The sequence below is a fragment of the Plebeiibacterium marinum genome (assembly GCF_026013615.1).
GTDB lineage: Bacteria > Bacteroidota > Bacteroidia > Bacteroidales > Marinilabiliaceae > Saccharicrinis > Saccharicrinis marinus_A.
Genome location: NZ_JAPDPI010000009.1, coordinates 60924 through 80878, shown reverse-complemented (window position 1 = coordinate 80878; position 19955 = coordinate 60924). Strand labels below are relative to the sequence as shown.

14 protein-coding genes are annotated in these 19955 nt (G+C 37.4%); 6 read left to right on the top strand and 8 right to left on the bottom strand.

The genetic code is table 11. From position 1 onward, the window contains the following. Window positions 1–72 precede the first annotated feature (72 nt). The 5 genes from OM074_RS06475 to OM074_RS06455 form a co-directional block, all read right to left on the bottom strand. On the bottom strand, window positions 73–1005 hold the full coding sequence (locus OM074_RS06475) for a bifunctional riboflavin kinase/FAD synthetase (protein ID WP_301198582.1): 933 nt from the start codon (window positions 1003–1005) through the stop codon (window positions 73–75). A 140-nt stretch (window positions 1006–1145) separates the two neighbouring features. Next, window positions 1146–1844, bottom strand: a complete 699-nt coding sequence (locus tag OM074_RS06470) for a LiaI-LiaF-like domain-containing protein (protein WP_301198580.1) — start codon at window positions 1842–1844, stop codon at window positions 1146–1148. Window positions 1845–1938: 94 nt separating this feature from the next. Next, the gene (locus OM074_RS06465; RefSeq protein WP_301198579.1) at window positions 1939–5049 is read right to left on the bottom strand and encodes an ATP-binding cassette domain-containing protein; all 3111 of its coding nucleotides are present in this window, start codon (window positions 5047–5049) and stop codon (window positions 1939–1941) included. 155 nt (window positions 5050–5204) lie between these two features. After that, a complete protein-coding gene (locus tag OM074_RS06460; RefSeq protein WP_301198577.1) occupies window positions 5205–6038 on the bottom strand; it encodes a hypothetical protein in 834 nt (277 codons plus the stop codon). A gap of 232 nt (window positions 6039–6270) precedes the next feature. Further along, window positions 6271–7614: a GAF domain-containing sensor histidine kinase gene (locus OM074_RS06455; protein WP_301198575.1), complete on the bottom strand. Its 1344-nt coding sequence runs from the start codon at window positions 7612–7614 to the stop codon at window positions 6271–6273. A 173-nt stretch (window positions 7615–7787) separates the two neighbouring features. Between OM074_RS06455 and cysS the strand changes: the two genes are divergently transcribed. From cysS to OM074_RS06430, 5 genes are all read left to right on the top strand, one after another. Further along, window positions 7788–9260, top strand: a complete 1473-nt coding sequence (cysS, locus tag OM074_RS06450) for a cysteine--tRNA ligase (RefSeq protein WP_301198573.1) — start codon at window positions 7788–7790, stop codon at window positions 9258–9260. A gap of 2 nt (window positions 9261–9262) precedes the next feature. After that, entirely contained in the window at window positions 9263–10258 is a 996-nt protein-coding gene (locus OM074_RS06445) for a M28 family peptidase (RefSeq protein ID WP_301198571.1), read from the top strand. 1 nt (window position 10259) lies between these two features. Continuing rightward, the gene (gene rnhB, locus OM074_RS06440; protein WP_301198569.1) at window positions 10260–10871 is read left to right on the top strand and encodes a ribonuclease HII; all 612 of its coding nucleotides are present in this window, start codon (window positions 10260–10262) and stop codon (window positions 10869–10871) included. A gap of 252 nt (window positions 10872–11123) precedes the next feature. Beyond that, entirely contained in the window at window positions 11124–13277 is a 2154-nt protein-coding gene (locus tag OM074_RS06435; RefSeq protein ID WP_301198567.1) for a S46 family peptidase, read from the top strand. A gap of 238 nt (window positions 13278–13515) precedes the next feature. Beyond that, on the top strand, window positions 13516–14823 hold the full coding sequence (locus tag OM074_RS06430) for an acetyl-CoA hydrolase/transferase family protein (RefSeq protein ID WP_301198566.1): 1308 nt from the start codon (window positions 13516–13518) through the stop codon (window positions 14821–14823). Between the two features lie 108 nt (window positions 14824–14931). Here the strand turns inward: OM074_RS06430 and pdxH are convergent, their stop codons facing one another. Genes pdxH through OM074_RS06415 form a run of 3 tightly spaced genes read right to left on the bottom strand, consistent with a single transcriptional unit; the run spans window position 14932 to window position 18656 of the window. Continuing rightward, window positions 14932–15570: a pyridoxamine 5'-phosphate oxidase gene (gene pdxH / locus OM074_RS06425; protein WP_301198565.1), complete on the bottom strand. Its 639-nt coding sequence runs from the start codon at window positions 15568–15570 to the stop codon at window positions 14932–14934. Between the two features lie 50 nt (window positions 15571–15620). Further along, the gene (locus OM074_RS06420) at window positions 15621–17912 is read right to left on the bottom strand and encodes a patatin-like phospholipase family protein (protein ID WP_301198564.1); all 2292 of its coding nucleotides are present in this window, start codon (window positions 17910–17912) and stop codon (window positions 15621–15623) included. Window positions 17913–17915: 3 nt separating this feature from the next. Further along, window positions 17916–18656: a TylF/MycF/NovP-related O-methyltransferase gene (locus OM074_RS06415; RefSeq protein WP_301198563.1), complete on the bottom strand. Its 741-nt coding sequence runs from the start codon at window positions 18654–18656 to the stop codon at window positions 17916–17918. A gap of 164 nt (window positions 18657–18820) precedes the next feature. On the opposite strand from OM074_RS06415, the gene OM074_RS06410 reads away from it, so the two are divergent. Further along, a complete protein-coding gene (locus OM074_RS06410; RefSeq protein WP_301198562.1) occupies window positions 18821–19888 on the top strand; it encodes a cupin domain-containing protein in 1068 nt (355 codons plus the stop codon). Window positions 19889–19955 lie beyond the last annotated feature (67 nt).

The window sequence follows — 19955 nt, the reverse complement described above, 5'->3', positions numbered from 1 at the left end:
TTTTGTTTTTATTTAAAGTGCAAAAGTAGTAAAAAAAGACACATAATCAGATTATTAAATGATTATTGCATATTACATATTAAGGATCTTGCGAATCTTCATTTCATCATTTTTTAGTTGAGCTTTGAGTTCTTCGATTCCGGCAAACTTTTTTTCGTCCCTGATTTTCTCAACAAAAGTTATTAAAACCTCTTCAGAATATACATCTTGGTTGAAATCCAGTATGTGAACTTCTATACTAAGGTCTTCCGAATCAGAACTTACCGTAGGGCGGATCCCGATATTTAGCATGCCGCCATATTCCTTGCCAATTACATGGATTTTACACGCATACACCCCTATTGCAGGGATAAGTTTGTAATGTTCGTTTGGAGATATGTTTGCAGTTGGATAACCTAATTTCCGCCCAAGTTGTTGGCCTCCCTTTACAGTTCCGAATATGGAGTACTGATAGCCCAAAACCCGGTTGGCTTCGGTTATGTTTCCAATACTTAAAAAGTTTCGAATGGCAGTGGAGCTTACAACCGCATCTTTGTTTAATATAGGGTTGACCTTGGTAATTCCGAATCCATATTCTTCAGCAAATTTTTTATAAACTGAAAAATCTGCAAGACGATCTCTGCCAAACCGATGGTTAAAGCCAACGACAAGGTGTTTCATCTTTAACCTGTTTATTAAAAAATCAACAATAAACTCTTCTGCTGTTTTTGATGCCAGGTCCTTGCTAAATGGCAGTAATATAAGTTGTTCAATATCCAGTTGACTGATGATCCTGGTTTTTTCATCAAGAGTGGTAAGAAACTGTAGCTTTTCGTCCCCTTTATTTAAAACCATTCTTGGATGAGGCCAAAATGTGAGAATAGTTGGTGCTAAATCTTTTTCCCTGCCTATATTGGTGACTTCTTTTATTAAGCTTTTATGACCGGCGTGAACGCCATCAAACATCCCAATAGTGATTACCGTTGCTTTCCCATTATATGAATCAAGATCAGAGTATACCTTCATTTCATGTTTTAATTTGCCTGCAAAATTACGCTAAAATTAGAATTAACCTTATTAAACTCTTATTTTAAGGATTTCTTTTAACCGTTTTAAACCATTTCTTTTTTATTTGACAACAAATGATGCTGTTTTAACCCGGTATATTAGAAATTTCTAAGCTCACCGCCTCCAAAAACAGCAATGCCTTTAATAACCAATGTTTTCTTCTCGCTTCCTGTTTCAGGTTCATACATCCTTTTGTCGCTAAAACCTCCAAAAATAGAAACCACATCTACTTTAACGTTCCAGTTACGCGGAACTGTAATCTTAGAACCCCCAAAAATAGTTGTCAGTTCAATTACGGCACCTTCTTCAGCTAATGAGGCTGACTGTAGGTTTACTTCTTCTCCTCCGAAGATACAGGTAATCTCTCCTCCCAGGAAATTGCTTGAATTTATTTTTGTGACGCCTCCGCCAAAAATAGAAACCACATCCAACACATCATCTGCAACACCTTTGTGAAGCCATTTACGTTGGGCAAACGACTTTTTTCTGAAAATAAAACTTATTCCGGCTACGATTAAAACGGCAGGCCAAAATTTTATTACATCCCTAAAATGAAAACTATCTGATGCAAACGCCATAAGGAGAACAATTCCAAATGTTAATGTTATCAGCCCCGAACTAATGTCCTTTCTTATCAATTGAAATATCCCTATCAAAAGAAGAATGCTTGGCCAACGATGAAAAATATTATATATATCATTGGGGATTATACCCAGGTTGCCCCCTAGCAAAAACAAACCTACAATTAGCAAAATAACACCTAATGCCGATTTTCCTTTATTTGCAATCTTTTCCATAACTAATTTTTTAAAGTTTAGGATAAAAATACAAAAGAGTCATAATGTAATAAAGACTTAATCGGCAAACAACCTGATTTTTTCGGTAGATGATTTAAACCTTATTAATTTGACGTGTAAATGCTTTCCTTAACTGAAACTTTTCAAAGTACCTGATAACATGTTGCAACAAATCAAAATACAGTGCCAGGTACAATAAAATTGTTGAGAACCAGATAACAAGGATGTTGAACCATGTTGTAGGAATAACGAATCCAAAGTATTTTTTGTTTGGCGCATAAAAATGAGCTCTTCCTCGATCAGATGTTCCATTTCTTAAAACAGGATCCTTCTGTTGTAAATACCCATCAGCAGTGTATACCAATTGCTTAAACTCACCTTTGTTTAGCAATATTGCAGCGAGCCTGCTGTTGTAATACTCTTCCTTCAACTGAAATACTCCCTCAGATCCACCAAGTTTCCCGGCTAACTTTTCATATGTTTTATCCTTATGCTTCTTGTATTTATTGTATTTATCCTGATAGTGTACTATCATTTTATCCAGAAGCTCCTGTAGCTTATCGAATCTATCCTCGTTAAGTTCTAATGGTTCCCCTACAATTAATTGGGCAACATCCAAATCTCCTGACTTACTTATTTTAGCTAACTCAACCTTGATAACATTGAGATTTGCCTGTGCCGCATCTGTGTCTCCCTCATGAAAATATTTTTTGCTTTTAAGGTTATGCTGTTTTAAACGGGGTAACAGCAATGCATAATAATATGAAGATTCACTAATTTTCTGCTCATCTTCAAAAAAATGCTTCTCATATTCATTATTCACAAACTGATTTACCGCCAAGGCTTCGTATGCCCAACGCGATGTCATAAAATCGCCAATTCTCGGAACGTATTCTGATGTAGCAATAGATTTATGTAGTTTGTTAAAATCAACAATAACCCCACTAAATAAAAGTTGAGGTACCAATATCAGTGGAATTAAAATATAGATTGCCACCACGGATTTTAGGCCACTACTGATGTTTAAGCCCAGCATGTTAGAAAAACAAGCAGTTGAGAACAGGATCATCCAGTAACTAAAGTTTAATCCCTTTATTTCTAGAATACTATTGCCGATAAGTACTAAGCACAGAGTTTGGATTGCCGATATGCCGAACATGATCATTATTTTACTATTCAGATAACCTGACCGGCTTAAGTTCAAAAATTTCTCTCTCTGTAAGAGTTTTTTGTCTTTGATGATTTCTTCGGCACTAACATTAAGGCCAAGGAATAATGCCACTACAACAGCCATGAATAAATAGGCTGCGATATTGTCGTTTTGACTAAAGATATATTTGGTTGGATCATTCTCCGTGCCACTAATGTACTTTGTAAAGTATCCTAATATCAATGCCAATATTGGAGCCTCTAAAAAATTGATAAGCATATATTGTTTGTCTTTCCATTTCGACAAACTATCCCTATAGGTATAAATCAAAAATTGTTGAAATCGTCCGGGAATATTGTACAGGTTATGAGGGAGTTTCTCTATCTTTTCAGGCTCATCACTGTTTTTCCAGTCAAATTTGCTTTCAATATCTTGTTGGTAATTATCGTACCACTCTGCAGGCTTTACTTTGCGCTCCCTGATCAGGCGGCCATTGGGATCCACCATCCTGGCTTCTATTATTCGAAGTGGCTGTTCTACTTTAACATTACCACACAGGTAGCATTCGCTGTCCTCAGGATTTACATAATGGGCTTTTTGCTTGAAATATACAATTGCATCCATCGGATTACCATTGAATATGATATATCCTCCTTTGTCGATAATCAGTAGCTTGTCATGCAGTTTATATAAATCTGATGAGGGTTGGTGTATGTTGATGATCACCAGTTTGCCTTTTAATGTTTGCCTTTTAAGCAATAACATTACTTTCTCTGAATCCATTGAGGACAGACCAGAGGTTGGCTCATCCACAAAAAGGATAGATGGTTCACGGATTAACTCCAGTGCAATGTTAAGACGTTTACGTTGTCCGCCACTTAAAATTTTATTTAAGGGGTTCCCTACTACCATATTCCTGGCTTCAACCAGGTCAAAATCCTTGATGGCACTATCTACCAGTTCTGCAATCTCCTTCTCGGTTTTGTCACTGAAACATAGCTTGGCATTAAAAAACAGGTTTTCAAATACAGTTAATTCTTCAATTAACATATCCTCTTGCGGAACATATCCAATAACCCCTTTAAGAGCTTGTTTATGCTCCTGGATGTCGAGTCCATTTATGTGAATGGATCCTCCTGACAGCCTATAATTTCCATTTAGGACATTGAGCAAGGTGGATTTTCCGGTTCCACTTCCTCCCATAATACCCACTAGCTGACCCGATCGTCCTGTAAATGAAAATGGATGAATAGCTACCTGGCGGTCATTGAAATTGTAATATATATCTTTTGCCTTGAGTAATATTCTGCCTTTGTCTTCCTTTTGAACAAACAGCTCTGCTACTTTTCCATAGTAAACCGGAGCCATTCGTGAGGTTTTGATTACAGAACCTACCGATAGGATATAGGAATTGTTGCGATCAACTTTGTGCCCGTTGAGATATAAGTTGCGATCTCCAGAGTACCTGAAGATGAAAGTGTGGGTGCTCTCGATATATAATACCCATACATAAACCTGTTGTTTTTCGTTGTATAGGTGTTTAAAGCGATGTAAGGGCGGCTCTTCCTGTCCGGAAATGACCAGTACTTTTTCCGGTGTTTGTACTTCCATTGGCCCATTCAGGATGAAATCTTTAAGTAGTTGGTAATCCAGGGGATTGATCATCATCCCTTGCGCTAGCTTATCAACTACCTGCTCTCCTATGGCACTGATTTTCTCTTCCTTCCTGATAAACTCAAACAGACGGACAAAAAGCCATATCTTAGATTCTCTCTCAAGCTCCTTGTTCAGTTCATCGCAAATGAAATTGATTTGATTGTAGTTATCAGATGATTGTCTGTCAACTTCGGATTGAATAGGGCTATATGAGTTTTTGTGAAACTGTTTTATGTAGAAGTTAAATCGTTCCAGATACTGATCGACATATTCCCTGTTAAAGTTAAGAAGCAGTTCCTGCTCAATTAACTTACGGGCACTGTCAAGCCTGCTCTCCATTCTAACATTGGTTAACAGAGCATACAATTTCATTAAAGCATCCAGTAGCGTTTCGCTCATAACAGGCAGATATTAATTATTGGAAATCATTATTCAATATCATTGAATAATTACCTTTTTATAAATAAAAATTTATGACAAAGATAAGATTGCTCTTTAAACAAAAAAAGCGATCACAAAATGATCGCTTTTTATTATTTATAATTCTTCTAAGATTATTCTACAGCTACAAATTTGTTTCTGATAACCATAGACTCTTCGGCAATTTTAACCATTTGCTCCTGAGTTATGGCAGTGCTTTCAATTTCTGCATAAATTGCAGCCATTTTCGAAAGGTCTTGTATTGTTTCGGCAATGGCCTGGTCTTCTTTATACCCGTTCAGGATTTCCATTAGTTTTACCAATGGCTCCTTTTGTTTAAGCACAATTTCAACCATCTCTTTACTGTTAAAAGTTTTGTCAGAAATATGTGTGGCAATATAAAGGCCTTCTACCCAAGCTCCTGTCATTACTAAAGCTGAAACAGGTGCCCTGTTGTTTTTATGCAAGAAATCGTAAGTGTCGTAAAATGAATCTGTGATCAATTCAACTAAGGCTTCCTTGTTGTTTTCATTTGCTTCAACCTGCTCTGGCAAGTCTTCGCTTACGGCTGCCTCAAGGTCTAAACCTTCAAGCATCTTTCTTGAAGCATCAATAAAGTCAATTGTTTCCTGTTTTTGGTTGTATGTGCTGGCATAACTTAGGTCGCCACCATAAACACCCAGGTTTATTGCCTGTTGTTTTTCTGTAATATATTTTGAAGCGTTTGCCGGGTTATTCGACAAGTCAAAAATATAGGCAGCTTCAATTTTATTAAGCATTTCAACAATTTCGTAAGAGGTTGGCAAAGGATATACAAATTCCCTTACTTCGCTTTCTACTTCTTCTTTTTCTATTTGAATAGTTTCTGCTTTTTGATTTTGTTTTGCTCCTGAATTACATGAGGAAAACACAAAAATAACTGCTATTAATAATGAGGCAACCCCCCATATGGTAGTACTTTTTCTCATCTGTGTATTTTTTTATTGAAAATCAGAATTTATGATTTGCTACAAATATAATTTATTTCAAAAATAAATTGATTCCTCAGAGGTTATTTTTGCTTCAAATTGTTAATAAAAATACTGTTGAATAGGGTGCGATGTGCTGGCACAAGTAAATAATATGGTAAATTGTTGAATGATTCACCCATTAATTGTTGTCATTGGTGGTAATTATATGTTTTTTACTGTGGCTTATTTGCTAGTCTGTAAACTTAGGCAACTGGATTTTAAACAAAGCTCCTTTATCCTGGTTTGTTTCTGCCCAAACACGGCCTTGCATAATTTCAACATATTTTTTAACTATTGAAAGGCCCACTCCATTACCTTCAAATTCACGTGTGTTGTTCAGGTCTGCCTGTCTGAATAAATCAAATATTTTTTCTTCTTCACCTTCTGGTATGCCTACACCTGTGTCTTTGATAAAAAATTCGTAGTAGTCGTCGTATATAATGTAGCCTAAGATAATTTCTCCTTCCCGGGTAAACTTAACGGCATTGTCCAGTAAATGTTCAAAAACTTTATAAAGTGCTTCCGGATGTGTATATATTTCGTCGTCACCATCATTGGCATCTAAAAACAATTTCAGTTCAATTGGTTTTCTACAGGCCTCAATTTCCTTTGAGAACGCATACTTTAGCGATGCAAATGTTTTGTTTAGCAACACTACCTTCTTTGGTTCTACATAGGCTTTTGCCTGGAGTTTTGATATGTCGATGATGGCATCCATAACCCGCATCAGCTGGTTGCCGTTTTGGTGTACGATATCTAAGTATTCGGTTCTTTCTTCAGGATTGAGGGTGTTTGACTTTAATAGTTCCGTAAATCCTATGATGGCATTCATAGGGGTACGTATTTCATGACTTAAGTTTGCAAGGAACGAAGATTTTAGCATGTTGCTTTCTTCTGCTTTTAGCTTGGCTGCTTTTAATTGATTATTTATTTTATCAAGTTCTTCGTTCTTTTTGATAAGCTCTTCCTTAAAAACCAATAATTCAAGGTTTCTTCTTTTTAATTCGCGTTCGCTTTCCATGTGCTCAAGCTCCGTCCCAATTCTGGAAGAGAACATGTACATTAAAGACTCCGGTCTTTTGAGATTTCGGATTTCTGATTGGAACAAGGCGGATAGAACACCTATAGGTTCATGGTCTGAGCCATATAAAGGAACAGCCAGGTATGCTTTGATTTGTTTGTTTTTGAAAAAATCGTTTAATATCTGGTTTTGATTTAGGTTTTCTATAAATGTAGGGCATTTGTTATCAATAACTTTTTCGCATAAGCTACCCTTTTTAGGGAAACTTATCTGAGGAAGGATGTCTTTGCGGTCACAAATAGCAACTGATTCCAGACTTTCTTCAACTTCATTGATTCTGGCAATGAAAACAAAGTCAGCGGAAATGTGTTTGATTAGTTTTTGGATTGCATTGGTAAAAAAACTTTCGCCTACAAATTGGTTCTCAGGACTAAATAAGTCGACAATACAGGAGTATAAATCGTTATCTAGCTCTATCTTGTTGTTATTGAATATTTTATCTGGATTTTTCAATATTTGTAACTTTTAAATCTGTTCAAAAGGCATACGCATCCAAAATAATGGATATACTAAGAAAGTAAAAGCAATCTTAAAATCCATGATTTTTTTGACAAGTAGCTATATTTAATAGTTAAATGAATAGATTTTTGTAATTTTGACAACTTTACAAAAAAACGAAACAATCAATGGATAAACAAATATTTCTCTATAATACATTATCACGAACAAAAGAAAAATTTGAGCCTATACATGAAGGCAAAGTAGGGCTATATGTTTGTGGCCCCACAGTTTATGGTGATCCCCACCTGGGACATGCCCGTCCTGCAATTACTTTTGATTTGCTGACCAGGTTTTTGCGCCATATGGATTTTAAGGTAAGATATGTTCGTAATATTACTGATGTAGGCCATTTGGAAAATGATGCAGACGAGGGGGAAGATAAGATTGCAAAAAAAGCCAAACTGGATGAACTTGAACCAATGGAGGTGGTTCAGTATTATACCGACAGGTATCATGATTATATGAAGATGCTTAACGTGCAAAATCCAAGTATTGAGCCAAGGGCATCCGGACATATTATAGAACAGCAGGAGGTTATTAAGTCTGTACTTGACAAGGGCTATGCCTACGAAAGTAATGGTTCAGTGTATTTTGATGTAAAAAAATACAATCAGGATTACCCATATGGAATACTATCCGGTAGAAATATAGATGATCTGATTTCGAATACAAGGACTTTGGATGGACAGAGTGAAAAACGCAACAGTTTTGATTTTGCACTCTGGAAAAAAGCGGCTCCCGAACATATCATGCGATGGCCTTCGCAATGGAGTGATGGTTTTCCGGGGTGGCATCTTGAGTGTACTGCCATGAGTAAAAAATATTTGGGAGAACAGTTTGATATACATGGAGGAGGTATGGACCTGCTTTTTCCACACCACGAGTGCGAAATTGCGCAAAGCACAGTTGCCCACGGGAAAACTCCGGCAAAGTACTGGATGCACAATAACATGATTACCATTGGCGGACAGAAAATGGGGAAGTCACTGGGCAATTTTATTACTCTTGAGCAGTTTTTTACAGGAAACCATGAAAAACTGGATAAAGAATACAGTCCGATGACAATTCGCTTTTTTATCCTTCAGGCTCATTATCGTAGTACGCTTGATTTTGGGAATGAGGCCCTGCAGGCAGCGGAAAAGGGACTGGCTCGTTTATGTGAAGCCATGGGAAATATTGATGGCATTAAAGCAGGCACAGAAACTACGTTTGATATTAAAGGATTTGAAGAGAAATGTTATGCCGCTCTTTGCGATGATCTTAATAGTCCGATTTTGATTGCGCATCTTTTTGAAGGTGTAAAGTATATTAATAGTTTATTGGCTAATAAGGCTTCTGTTTCAGAAAAGGATCTTGAACATTTTAAATCAATAATGAATGTATTTGTAAAAGATGTTCTTGGTTTGGATGTTGTTGATAAAGCAGGTGCGGGTTCAGAAAATAAACTTGATGAAGTAATGCAGTTGTTATTGCAATTGCGTTCTGATGCTAAAAGCAATAAAGACTGGGCTACGGCTGATAAAATACGCGACGAATTACAGCAATTGGGTTTTGTGATCAAGGATGGATCTGAAGGGGCTTCCTGGGAATTAAAATAAAAATGATGATTAAAATATATACTTTACTTGCCCTTGTTGTGATGGCTGGGTGCAATATGAATACTGCCAGGACTAATTCGGGTGAACCAGTTAGTAAAAAGAAAGTTGCGGTTCATGTGCCAACATTTAATGCGGATTCTGCCTATGTATTTGTAAAAGATCAGGTTGATTTTGGTCCCAGGGTTCCCAATACTGAGTTTCATGCAAAATGTGCGGATTATTTATCGTCAAAATTAGAAGCCTTTGGTGCAAATGTTATTGTTCAGGAAGCACAGGTAAAAGCATATGACAATACTATTCTCAATGCCAAAAACATAATCGGGCAATACCAGCCGGAGTTGAAAAATCGAATAATGTTGTGTGCCCACTGGGATTCTCGTCCCTTTGCTGATCATTGTGAGGATCCGGCAAAAAGGAATGATCCTATTTTGGGAGCCAATGATGGCGCCAGTGGAGTTGGTGTTCTTCTTGAGGTTGCACGTCTCTTACAGGATGATACTTTAGATGTGGGCGTTGATATTATCTTTTTTGATGCAGAAGATTATGGTACTCCGGATCATATTCAGGTGAAGGAATACAAACAGGATACCTGGTGTTTGGGATCGCAGTACTGGGGAAAAAATCCTCATGTGCCAAATTACTATGCTAAATATGGCATTCTGTTGGATATGGTAGGAGCTCCCAATGCTACTTTTTATCAGGAGTTGCATTCAAAACAATTTGCTCCCCGGATAGTAAAAAAAGTTTGGAATGCGGCCAATGACCTGGGATATGGAAACCATTTTGTATATGATAATGGAGGTATGATTACTGATGATCATGTTTATGTAACCAATCTTACCGGTATACCTTGTATCGATATTATCCAATATGATCCCGGAACATCTTCAAGTTTTGGAAGCTATTGGCATACCCACATGGACAATATGGAAATGATAGATAAAAATACATTAAAGGCGGTGGGTCAAACTGTTCTTCAGGTAATATATAATGAGTAAAATGATGGCGCAAGAACTCAAGGCTTTTTTGAATAAAGATAAAATTGAGGCAGGTTGTGATGAAGCCGGTAGGGGATGTCTTGCTGGTCCTGTAGTTGCTGCTGCTGTAATTTTACCCAGGGATTTTTCCCATCCATTACTTAACGACTCTAAACAGTTAACAGAGAAGCAGCGCCAAAAATTGCGTCCCATCATAGAGGAGCATGCCATTGCCTGGGCAGTATCAATTATAGATAATGTGGAAGTTGATGAAGTTAATGTCCTCAATGCTTCTATCATAGGGATGCAGAGGGCTGTTGAACAATTGGAAAAAACTCCGGAGCATTTGTTGATTGATGGGAATAAATTCAAGCCTTATAAAGATATTCCGCATACCTGTATCGTAAAAGGAGATGCCAAATTTAGATCTATTGCAGCGGCAAGTATACTTGCTAAAACGCACAGGGATGAGTTGATGGAGCAGTATGCGGAACAATATCCCGGCTATAGTTGGGAAAAGAATAAAGGTTATCCCACAAAAGCACATCGGCAAGGTATTGAAAAACTTGGTGCTACCCCACTTCACCGACAAACTTTCAGATTATTGGATACACAGTTGAAGTTGAACTTGTAGTCAATATGGTCAATGTCTTCTTTTTATTTACTTCCAGTTTGATTGATTCATAAGCTTATTTGTTGCGATAATTTATGATTTAAACAAAGGGGCTGTAAAAATAAGGGGTAAAGCGGAACTTTTTTAGAGTTTTGTCGTTGTATCTTAATATTTGTCATTGTTTTTGCTGAAAAGTAGTACTTATTTAGCAATCCTTCATATTGATTGGTGTGGGGAGTTTGTCTTGTCTGGAAATATTCAAAAATTAAATAAATGAAAAAACTAGTAGTGCTATTGGTTGTAATAGCTATGGGCTTTTCGGGTAGCGTAAAAGCTGATGAGGGGATGTGGCTTCTTCCGTTGTTGTCGAAGCTAAATATGGATAAAATGACCGAAATGGGTCTGAAATTATCCGCTGATGATATATACAGTATCAATAATTCAAGCTTAAAAGATGCTGTTGTTATTTTTGGTCGGGGGTGTACCGGAGAGATTATTTCTGATCAGGGTTTAATCCTTACTAACCACCATTGCGGATATGGTAACATACAGGCCTTAAGTTCAGAAGAGCATAATTACCTTAGAGATGGTTTTTGGGCAAAGTCGCTCGCAGAAGAATTGCCTGCGGAAGGATTGACCGTTACTTTTCTGAAAAGGATGGAAGATGTAACAAGTAAGGTTATGGAAGGTGTAAGCGATGATATGAAACCAACAGACAGGGGCAGTATTATAGCAAAGAATATTGGGGATATTGTTAAAGAGGCCTCGGAAGGTAATGATTACACCGTTCGCGTAAAGGATTACTTTGAAGGGAATCAATATTTTCTAATTGTTTCAGAAACTTATAGTGATGTACGTTTTGTAGGGGCACCACCTTCGTCAATCGGCAAGTTTGGTTTTGATACGGATAACTGGATGTGGCCACGCCATACTGGTGATTTTAGTATGTTCAGGGTTTATGGTGATAAGGACGGAAAACCGGCAGAGTACTCAGCAGATAATGTGCCTTTGAAACCAAAACATCATTTGCCTGTTTCATTGAAAGGCGTTGAGAAAGAAGATTTTGCCATGACTATCGGATATCCTGGAAGTACAGAGAGATACCTGACTTCCTGGGGTATAAAAGAGCGTATGGATGTAACCAATGATGCCCGTATTGTGCCTCGTGGAGTTAAACAGGAAATATGGCATAAAGGGATGATGGCAAGTGAAAGGGTAAATATTCAGTATGCATCAAAATATAGCCGCAGTTCAAATTACTGGAAAAACAGTATCGGGATGAACCGTGGTTTAAAAAAGTTGAATGTTATTGCAAGCAAGCAAAAAATTGAAAAGGAATTTGCTGACTGGGTAGCTGGTTCGCCTGAGAGACAAAATGAATATGGTGAAGTTTTAAAAAGTCTTGAAAAGGTGTATACCAATAGGGCTGAAGAAAAAAAGGCTTTGAGCTATATGTCTGAATGTATGTTAAGGGGAACCGAGATTATTGACATGGGTGCAAGATCATTTAAATTATTGGATGTGTTAAAAGCAGAAAATAAGGATGCTATTGATAAGTCGGTTGAAAAACTGAAAGATCAGCTTGATGCAATGTATAAGGACTATAGCAAAGTGATGGATCATGAGGTTTTTGGTACTATGTTAAAATTGTACTACAGCGAGATTGCAAAAGAATTTCATCCCGGCTTTTTTGAAGATGTAGTACTTAAAAAGTTTAATGGTGATTTTAAAAAGTATGCTGATTTTGTGTTCAGTAAATCCATGTTTACCAGTAAAGAAAAGTTTGAGGCCTTTCTTGATAACCCCAAAGCAAAGGTGTTGGAAAAAGATCCTGTTTATATAGCAGCAAAATCAACAACCGACACTTATAGGGTACTTTATTTAAGCCAAAGGAAGTACAATGCCATAGAGAGTGAGAATAACCGTTTGTTCCTCAAGGGGCTTATGGAAATGAGGTCTGACAAGGTGTTTTATCCGGATGCTAATTTTACTATGCGCTTAAGTTATGGTAAAGTTGGAAATTACCAACCCAAAGATGCTGTGATTTATAAGCATTATACCACTTTAGCCGGTGTTATGGAAAAGGAACAGCCGGATAATTATGAGTTCGAGGTTCCTGCCAGGTTAAAAGAACTATACGAAGCTAAAGATTACGGACAGTATGCCGATAAAGATGGTTCTTTAAGAGTATGCTTTACTACGGATAATGATATTACCGGAGGAAATTCAGGTAGTCCGGTTATTAACGCAAATGGCGAATTGTTTGGTTTGGCATTTGATGGAAACTGGGAAGCCATGAGTGGTGATATAGCCTTTGAAACACAATTACAAAAGTGCATCAATGTTGATATACGTTATGTGCTGTTTATTATTGATAAATATGCCGGTGCCACAAACTTGATTGACGAGATGACTCTTGTTAATTAAGGTTTGTAGAATAGTTTCATGCTTTTGGAGCTGGCTGAACCTGGTTTCACTGGCGAATCTATATAAGAAATAATATTCGTTCACTTAATTATATAAAGGTCGTTCACTTTGGTGTTCGGCCTTTTTATGTGGTTAATATGTTGTATAATACGTTTTTTTGGGGCTACATTTAAGCAATTTGTTTTAGTTTTGCAGCTCAGAAAAGTAAATAAAGAAAATTTTCTATAAATAATTAACAATGCAGTATAAAAGTGTAAGTGCAGAAGAGGCTGTTAAGGTAATTAAAACCGGAGACAGAGTTCATTTGAGTAGTGTGGCTGTTACTCCGCACAAATTGATTAAAGCAATGGTTGAGCGTGGTCGTAACAAAGAATTTTACAACGTAAAAGTTCAGCACATTCACATTGAAAATAAAGTAGATTTCGCAGATCCTGAATTCGAAGGAATCTTTGTTTCGGAACAGTTTTTTGTAGGTGGAAACCTTCGTAAACAAACTCAGGCAGGATATGCTGATTATATTCCTGGTTTCTTGAGTGAAACTCAAAAAATGATTCGCGAAGGATATTTGAAAGTTAATGTGGCTATGATCATGTGTTCTGTTCCTGATAAACATGGATACGTATCTTTAGGTACTTCTGTTGATGCTACTTTGGCTGCTATTGAAACTGCAGATATTGTTATCGCTGCGGTAAACCCTAATGTGCCACGTGCATGGGGTGATGCAATTTTCCATATGAGTGAAATCGACTATTTTGTTGAAGACGATAGTCCACTTTATACTCACGATATGGGCGTACTTACTGAAACAGATATTGCCATTGGTAAAAATGTAGCAGAACTTATCGAAGATGGCGCTTGTTTGCAAATGGGTATTGGAGGTATTCCTAATGCAGTATTGGCTCAGTTGGGTAACCACAAAGACCTTGGGGTTCACACAGAGATGTTTGCTGACGGTATCCTTCCTTTGGTAGAAAAAGGAGTTGTAACAGGTAAGCGTAAGCAAATAGATAAAGGTAAGATGGTTGCTTCTTTCTTGATGGGATCGCAAAAACTTTATGATTTTATTGATGATAACCCAATGGTTGCCATGATGGATGTTAAGCACACTAATAGTGTAAATGTTATCCGTCAGAATGATAAAGTTACTGCAATTAACTCTGCATTAGCTATTGATATTACAGGTCAGGTTTGTGCTGATTCAATTGGTACAACTCATTACTCAGGTGTTGGTGGTCAGATTGACTTTATCCGTGGAGCAGGACACTCTGTTGGAGGTAAGCCAATTATTGCTATGCCTTCTGTAACAGCTAAAGGTATTTCTAAAATTGCTCCAACCTTATTACAAGGATCTGGTGTTGTTACTACCAGAGCTAATATGCACTGGTTTGTTACTGAGTATGGTGCAGTTAATCTTTACTCAAAAACTATGCAGGAAAGAGCAAAAGCAATTATCTCTGTTGCTCACCCTGATCACAGGGAGGCTCTTGATAAAGCTGCTTTTGATCGTTTTGGTTCTCATTACCATTTTGTTAACAACAATATCTAGGATAATTATATATCCCAAAATAATCTCAAAGGGGTTGTCGTATTTTATGGCAACCCCTTTTTATTGGTTTCCCATTTACTGATCTATGATCTGGTCATTCTTCCTTATTTATGGGGCTAATCTGGTTTTATTCCAGTTGTTCCCATTTTGTTCAAACACAATTCTGTCGTGTAATCTCCCTGCACGTCCTTGCCAAAATTCAATCATGTCAGGAATCAGGCTGTAACCGCCCCAATGCTGCGGTCTTATTAAAGTTTTATTGCTTGACTTTAGAGACTGAAACTTATTTTCAAGTATTTTTCTGGATTTTATGAATTGGCTTTGTTCTGAAATGATGGCACTTATCTTGCTGTCTTTGGGCCTGGAGTTAAAATAGACATCACTTTGTTCAGGAGATAATTTTTCAACCTTCCCTTCTATTCTGATTTGTCTTTCCAGTTGTGGCCAAAAAAAGTTCAGAGAGCCAAAGTGGTTTAATTCAAGTTGTTTTCCTTTTCTGCTCAGGTAATTGGTGAAAAACCAAAATCCACTTAGTTCATCTATGTGTTTTATTAATATAACCCTCGAAGATGGTCGGTTTTGTTCTGAAACTGTGGCTAATGTAGCTGCTGTTGGTTCTTGTATGTTGTTTTTGATGGCTTCGTTTAGCCATTCTTTTACATGGATAACCGGATGTTGGATAAATTGTCCCTCATCCAGCTTCATTTTTAAAAAGTCCTGGCGTACCTGAGATAAGTCTCTGTTCATGTTTTTTTGTAGTAAACAAGCCAAAGTACATTTGGTTTAATCCAAAAACATCAGAATGGGAATCCTGCAGTAAAATACCATCTGTTATCTGTATGTAATGAATTCCTTCCATATCCAACCTCTATGGGACCTAAAATTGACTGGTATGAAAAACAAATACCTCCTGCATATATTACATCCTTTGAGCCAAAAGTGTTAAATTCTGCAAAGCTTACTTTGTCGTAGTGGGTTTTGTAGTCAATTACATTTCCTCTGAGGCCCATATACAGGTTGTTCATAATTTCGTACCTCAGGTTGATGCCTCCCATTAAAAACTGCTGGGCAGAAATCTCTTTTGCCGTCATTCCAATAAATGGGATGTCTTGGTACCTTTTTACAGATGAAAGCCCGCCGAAATAAAAATACTGAGTATACCCCATATCTTCTGTTGCACCTCCAATAGAAGCCATATAGGAAATATTTATTTTTTTATTCAGGGGTATGTAATGCTTAAATGAGATTGAGAGTTTCAGGTAATTGTCGTTAGGGGAATCAATGTAATCGGCCATAATGTCTCTTGATTCTTGCGAACCCTCATAAATGGATTCAATGTGTATAGGATATTCAAAATTGGCATCAAACAAGGTTCCTTTTGTTGGGAAAAAGTGGTCGTTTAGCGAATTTTTATTGTAATTCAGGTTAAAGCCCCATAGTTGGGTTCCCATCTTTTTCACATCATCAATTAGCATGTCCATAATGCCACTGGCCGATTTGCTTTGGTGACGCTTGTAAAATGCTCCTGCCCTGATAATGCGTTTTACATTTGGGCTGAATAGAAAACCGGCTTCTAAAACGGTTGTGCTTTGTTTAAAATTTCCAATCTCCTCACCACCATCTTCATCTATATAGGGGATGGGACTCACTTCCCAATGTGCCCTGATGTAGTCTCCTGTTTTCTGTTTCGATCCCAGATAATCAATATATTCAGTTGATATTTGCGGATATTCAGATATTTCGCCTGTAAATTTGTAACTCGATCCTCTGATGATGTAGTTTCTCATGGCAATGTTAAATATTGCACTCGCTTTGTATACATTGTCGTAATGAACTGAAAAATTGTACTTGCTTGGAAAAGCCTCCTGAGGTTTCAGGATAAGGATGGCTCCGTTTTCTCCTGTTTCCAGATCGTAGTTTACTGTTTCAATATACCTTGTTCCAATTAGGAGGTGCAAACCATTTTTTATTTCTTCTTTAGTATAGGCATGTCCTTTTTCTAATCCGAATTTTCCTAAAACAAATTGTTTTTTGATTCTTTTTAGTCCTTCTACCTTAATGTCTTCAATATAAAGTTTTTGAGGATTTGTTTCTATTTTACATTCAGGCCTCTGGGGGAATTGTTTCATAAATTCAGCCAATCCTGATAGTTCAATGTATTTTTTACGGGCAGCTATTTCTCCCAGTTCAATGATCTCTGTTCCATTGAAAAAACTAGCGGCAGAGTATGCTGCCAGATTCGGTTCAATCATAATGTCAACAAATTCTGTTGATTTTTTAGATTCGTAATTGCTCCGGATCATTGCAGCGCCCATAAGTACATCTCCAATGCTTTTAAAGTCTTCCACTTTTGGGGTTCCCTGTATGCCCACGTTTACAGCAATAATAATATCCGCCCCCATTTGCCTGCAGGTTTTTATGGGCAGGTTATTCAAAACGCCTCCATCAACCAGTAGCATACTGTCCAAAAGTACCGGTGAAAAGGCCGATGGAATAGCCATGCTGGATCGCATGGCAGTTGAAAGGCTTCCGGATTTAAAAACATAAGGTTCTCCTGAAATCAGGTCGGAAGCCACACATCTGAAAGGTATGGGGTAGTCATCAAAGTCGTTAATCCCTGCCATATGCCAGGTGAGGTAATTCATCTCTTCAGCAATGCCCTGTCCTCTTACAACCCCGGTAGGTAAAACGGGACCTTTCTTTGTTAAATCAAATTGAAAAAGGAACCTTTTGTAGTAATATTTTTCTTCGGGAACTACTTTGGTAAGTGGAATATTGTCACTAAGCATGTTGTCCCAGTTTATTTCCTTTATGATTGAATCCAGTTCGTTGGCTTTGTAGCCGGCAGCATATAGCCCGCCCATTATGCTCCCCATACTGGTGCCGGTAATATAATCCGGTTTTATACCAAGTTCTTCAATAACTTTTAGGGCACCTATGTGTGCCATCCCCTTGGCACCCCCTCCACTTAAAACCAATCCAATTTTAGGGCGATATTTATATTCGGGAATGGTATCGTTTTGTTGGGCAATTGTTTGTTTTGTGCAAATAATGGCCAGTAATATGAAAAGAGAAAAGGTTTTGTTCATAGATCAAAATATTTTATTCTTGATTAACATTACAGAACCATACATGTCTGTTAAGTGAGTGAATTGTTCGGGTATAGTCTCTTCAAATTCATCAATAGCGTTTTTTACGCCTTCCCAGTTGTGGTTATAGTCATGTACAAGTATAGAGCCGCCGGGCGACAATCTTGGGTAGAAAAAGTTTAAGCCATCCAATGTGGATTGGTACAAGTCTGCATCAAGGTGGACAAATGCAAATGTTTCTTCTGTGAGGTCTTTGGCTGTATCTGGAAAAACGCCCTCCCTGATCTCAATATTATTGTTCCCGCCAATGTGCTTTTTAACTTGCTGTTTAGAGGTAGATTCAAAGTTGACTGTTTGCGGTCTCACATTTCCATCACAATCCTCACGTATCACTTGCTTTGGAAAGCCTTCAAAGCTGTCGAAAAGAAATATTTTTTTGTGGGGCAATAGGTGGTGAATAATTTTTGCGGTTTCACCTTTGAAAACACCTACCTCTGCTAAACTACCTTCAGTTTTTGTTTGTTCTATGCGCTGCAATTCAAACCACAATGAATAAAAGCGGTTTCTGTCTTTAAATGATCTTTCCAGCTTTAGTATTTCTTTTGGGATTGTGTTTTTCTTTTTGGCTTCGAGCCAATTATACGGTTTAAATACTTTGTAGTTCCAATGGCTCCAGAAATAACTCAGGGCCAGCCATATTACTATGTTAATAATAATTAGATTCAGTAATAAGAATAAGGACATATAAGCTGTGGATTTATATAAGTTCGATCTAAAATGTAACTGACATCTCAAATATAATATATAAAACATACTTATACCATTATTTAACTTTTATGGTCGATAAATTATTTTTTTTGGCGGTGTTTACTTTGTAAATTGTACATTCGTCATCAAAATAAACAGGTATGCTAAATGTATTGATTGTATACGCCGTTGAAGAAGAACGCGTAGAGGTAAATATGCCCGGTTGTAATTTTCATTATTGCAAAACTGGTGTAGGAAAGGTGTCTGCAGCAACAGCTGTTGAAAGAGCTATAGATATCAATCAGCCAGACGTAATTGTAAATATTGGAACCTCGGGCGCTTTGGAGTATGAAATAGGCAGTGTGCATCTTTGTTGCAAATTTGTGGACAGGGATATGGAAAAGCTCCAGGAGTTTGGTGTTCCTTTTTTTATCGATTTTACCGATGAGGTGGAGAAGAGTGGTTTTTTTAAAGGCTGGAAGTTTGATAGTGTGTGCAATTCGGGGGATACGTTTTTAACTTCAGCCGATGGTACCGGAGATGTTTTTGAAATGGAATCCTTTGCAGTTGCCAAAGTGAGCCAATCCCACGAAATCCCTTTTGTAGCTGTAAAATGTGTTACAGATATTATTGGTCAGAACTCTATTAAGCATTGGGAGGAAAAATTAGCTGAAGCTCAGTTGGTTCTCCAAAATTTTATAAACAACAATTTTATATCAGTCCCCGAAAACTATCACGGGAGAGTGGCGCAAAAGTATATTAAGGTGATGGATATGGAGCCTCACCCTGAAGGAGGGTGGTATAAAGAAATATATCGATCGGATCTGAAAATTGGAAGAGAAGGGCTGCCAGAGGTTTTTTCAGGAGAAAAAAGTGCCCTAACCTCGATATATTATTTGTTGACTAACGATCAGGTTTCGAGGTTTCATAGAATTAAATCTCCGGAGGTATGGTATTTTCATGATGGGATGCCATTGATTATTCATAGTATAAATAATAAAGGAATTTATAAGAAGGTTGAATTGTCAGGATCGTTTAATGGGCAGTTGCAATATACCGTTGAACCTGGCAATTGGTTTGCTGCAGAAATAAAAGGGAGCTGTGGATTTGCTCTTGTTAGTTGCGCTGTAGCTCCAGGATTTGATTTTGAAGATTTTGAACTGGCAGATCCTGCAAAACTTAAGGAATCCTTTCCTGAGCATAAGGAAGTAATATCAAGGTTCTATTAAAAATATGTTTACACCAACTGCTGCCCTGTAATGTGCAGGAGTTGGTGCAAAAGTGTTTTGAAGTCTG

What these genes read in the sequence shown, in the direction of transcription:
- OM074_RS06470 (WP_301198580.1), bottom strand. Translation starts at nt 1,844, where the DNA reads ATGGAAAAGATTGCAAATAAAGGAAAATCGGCATTAGGTGTTATTTTG.
- OM074_RS06445 (WP_301198571.1), top strand. Translation starts at nt 9,263, where the DNA reads ATGATGATTAAAATATATACTTTACTTGCCCTTGTTGTGATGGCTGGG.
- OM074_RS06415 (WP_301198563.1), bottom strand. Translation starts at nt 18,656, where the DNA reads ATGTCCTTATTCTTATTACTGAATCTAATTATTATTAACATAGTAATA.
- OM074_RS06465 (WP_301198579.1), bottom strand. Translation starts at nt 5,049, where the DNA reads ATGAGCGAAACGCTACTGGATGCTTTAATGAAATTGTATGCTCTGTTA.
- cysS (WP_301198573.1), top strand. Translation starts at nt 7,788, where the DNA reads ATGGATAAACAAATATTTCTCTATAATACATTATCACGAACAAAAGAA.
- OM074_RS06420 (WP_301198564.1), bottom strand. Translation starts at nt 17,912, where the DNA reads ATGAACAAAACCTTTTCTCTTTTCATATTACTGGCCATTATTTGCACA.
- OM074_RS06460 (WP_301198577.1), bottom strand. Translation starts at nt 6,038, where the DNA reads ATGAGAAAAAGTACTACCATATGGGGGGTTGCCTCATTATTAATAGCA.
- rnhB (WP_301198569.1), top strand. Translation starts at nt 10,260, where the DNA reads ATGATGGCGCAAGAACTCAAGGCTTTTTTGAATAAAGATAAAATTGAG.
- pdxH (WP_301198565.1), bottom strand. Translation starts at nt 15,570, where the DNA reads ATGAACAGAGACTTATCTCAGGTACGCCAGGACTTTTTAAAAATGAAG.
- OM074_RS06435 (WP_301198567.1), top strand. Translation starts at nt 11,124, where the DNA reads ATGAAAAAACTAGTAGTGCTATTGGTTGTAATAGCTATGGGCTTTTCG.
- OM074_RS06430 (WP_301198566.1), top strand. Translation starts at nt 13,516, where the DNA reads ATGCAGTATAAAAGTGTAAGTGCAGAAGAGGCTGTTAAGGTAATTAAA.
- OM074_RS06475 (WP_301198582.1), bottom strand. Translation starts at nt 1,005, where the DNA reads ATGAAGGTATACTCTGATCTTGATTCATATAATGGGAAAGCAACGGTA.
- OM074_RS06410 (WP_301198562.1), top strand. Translation starts at nt 18,821, where the DNA reads ATGCTAAATGTATTGATTGTATACGCCGTTGAAGAAGAACGCGTAGAG.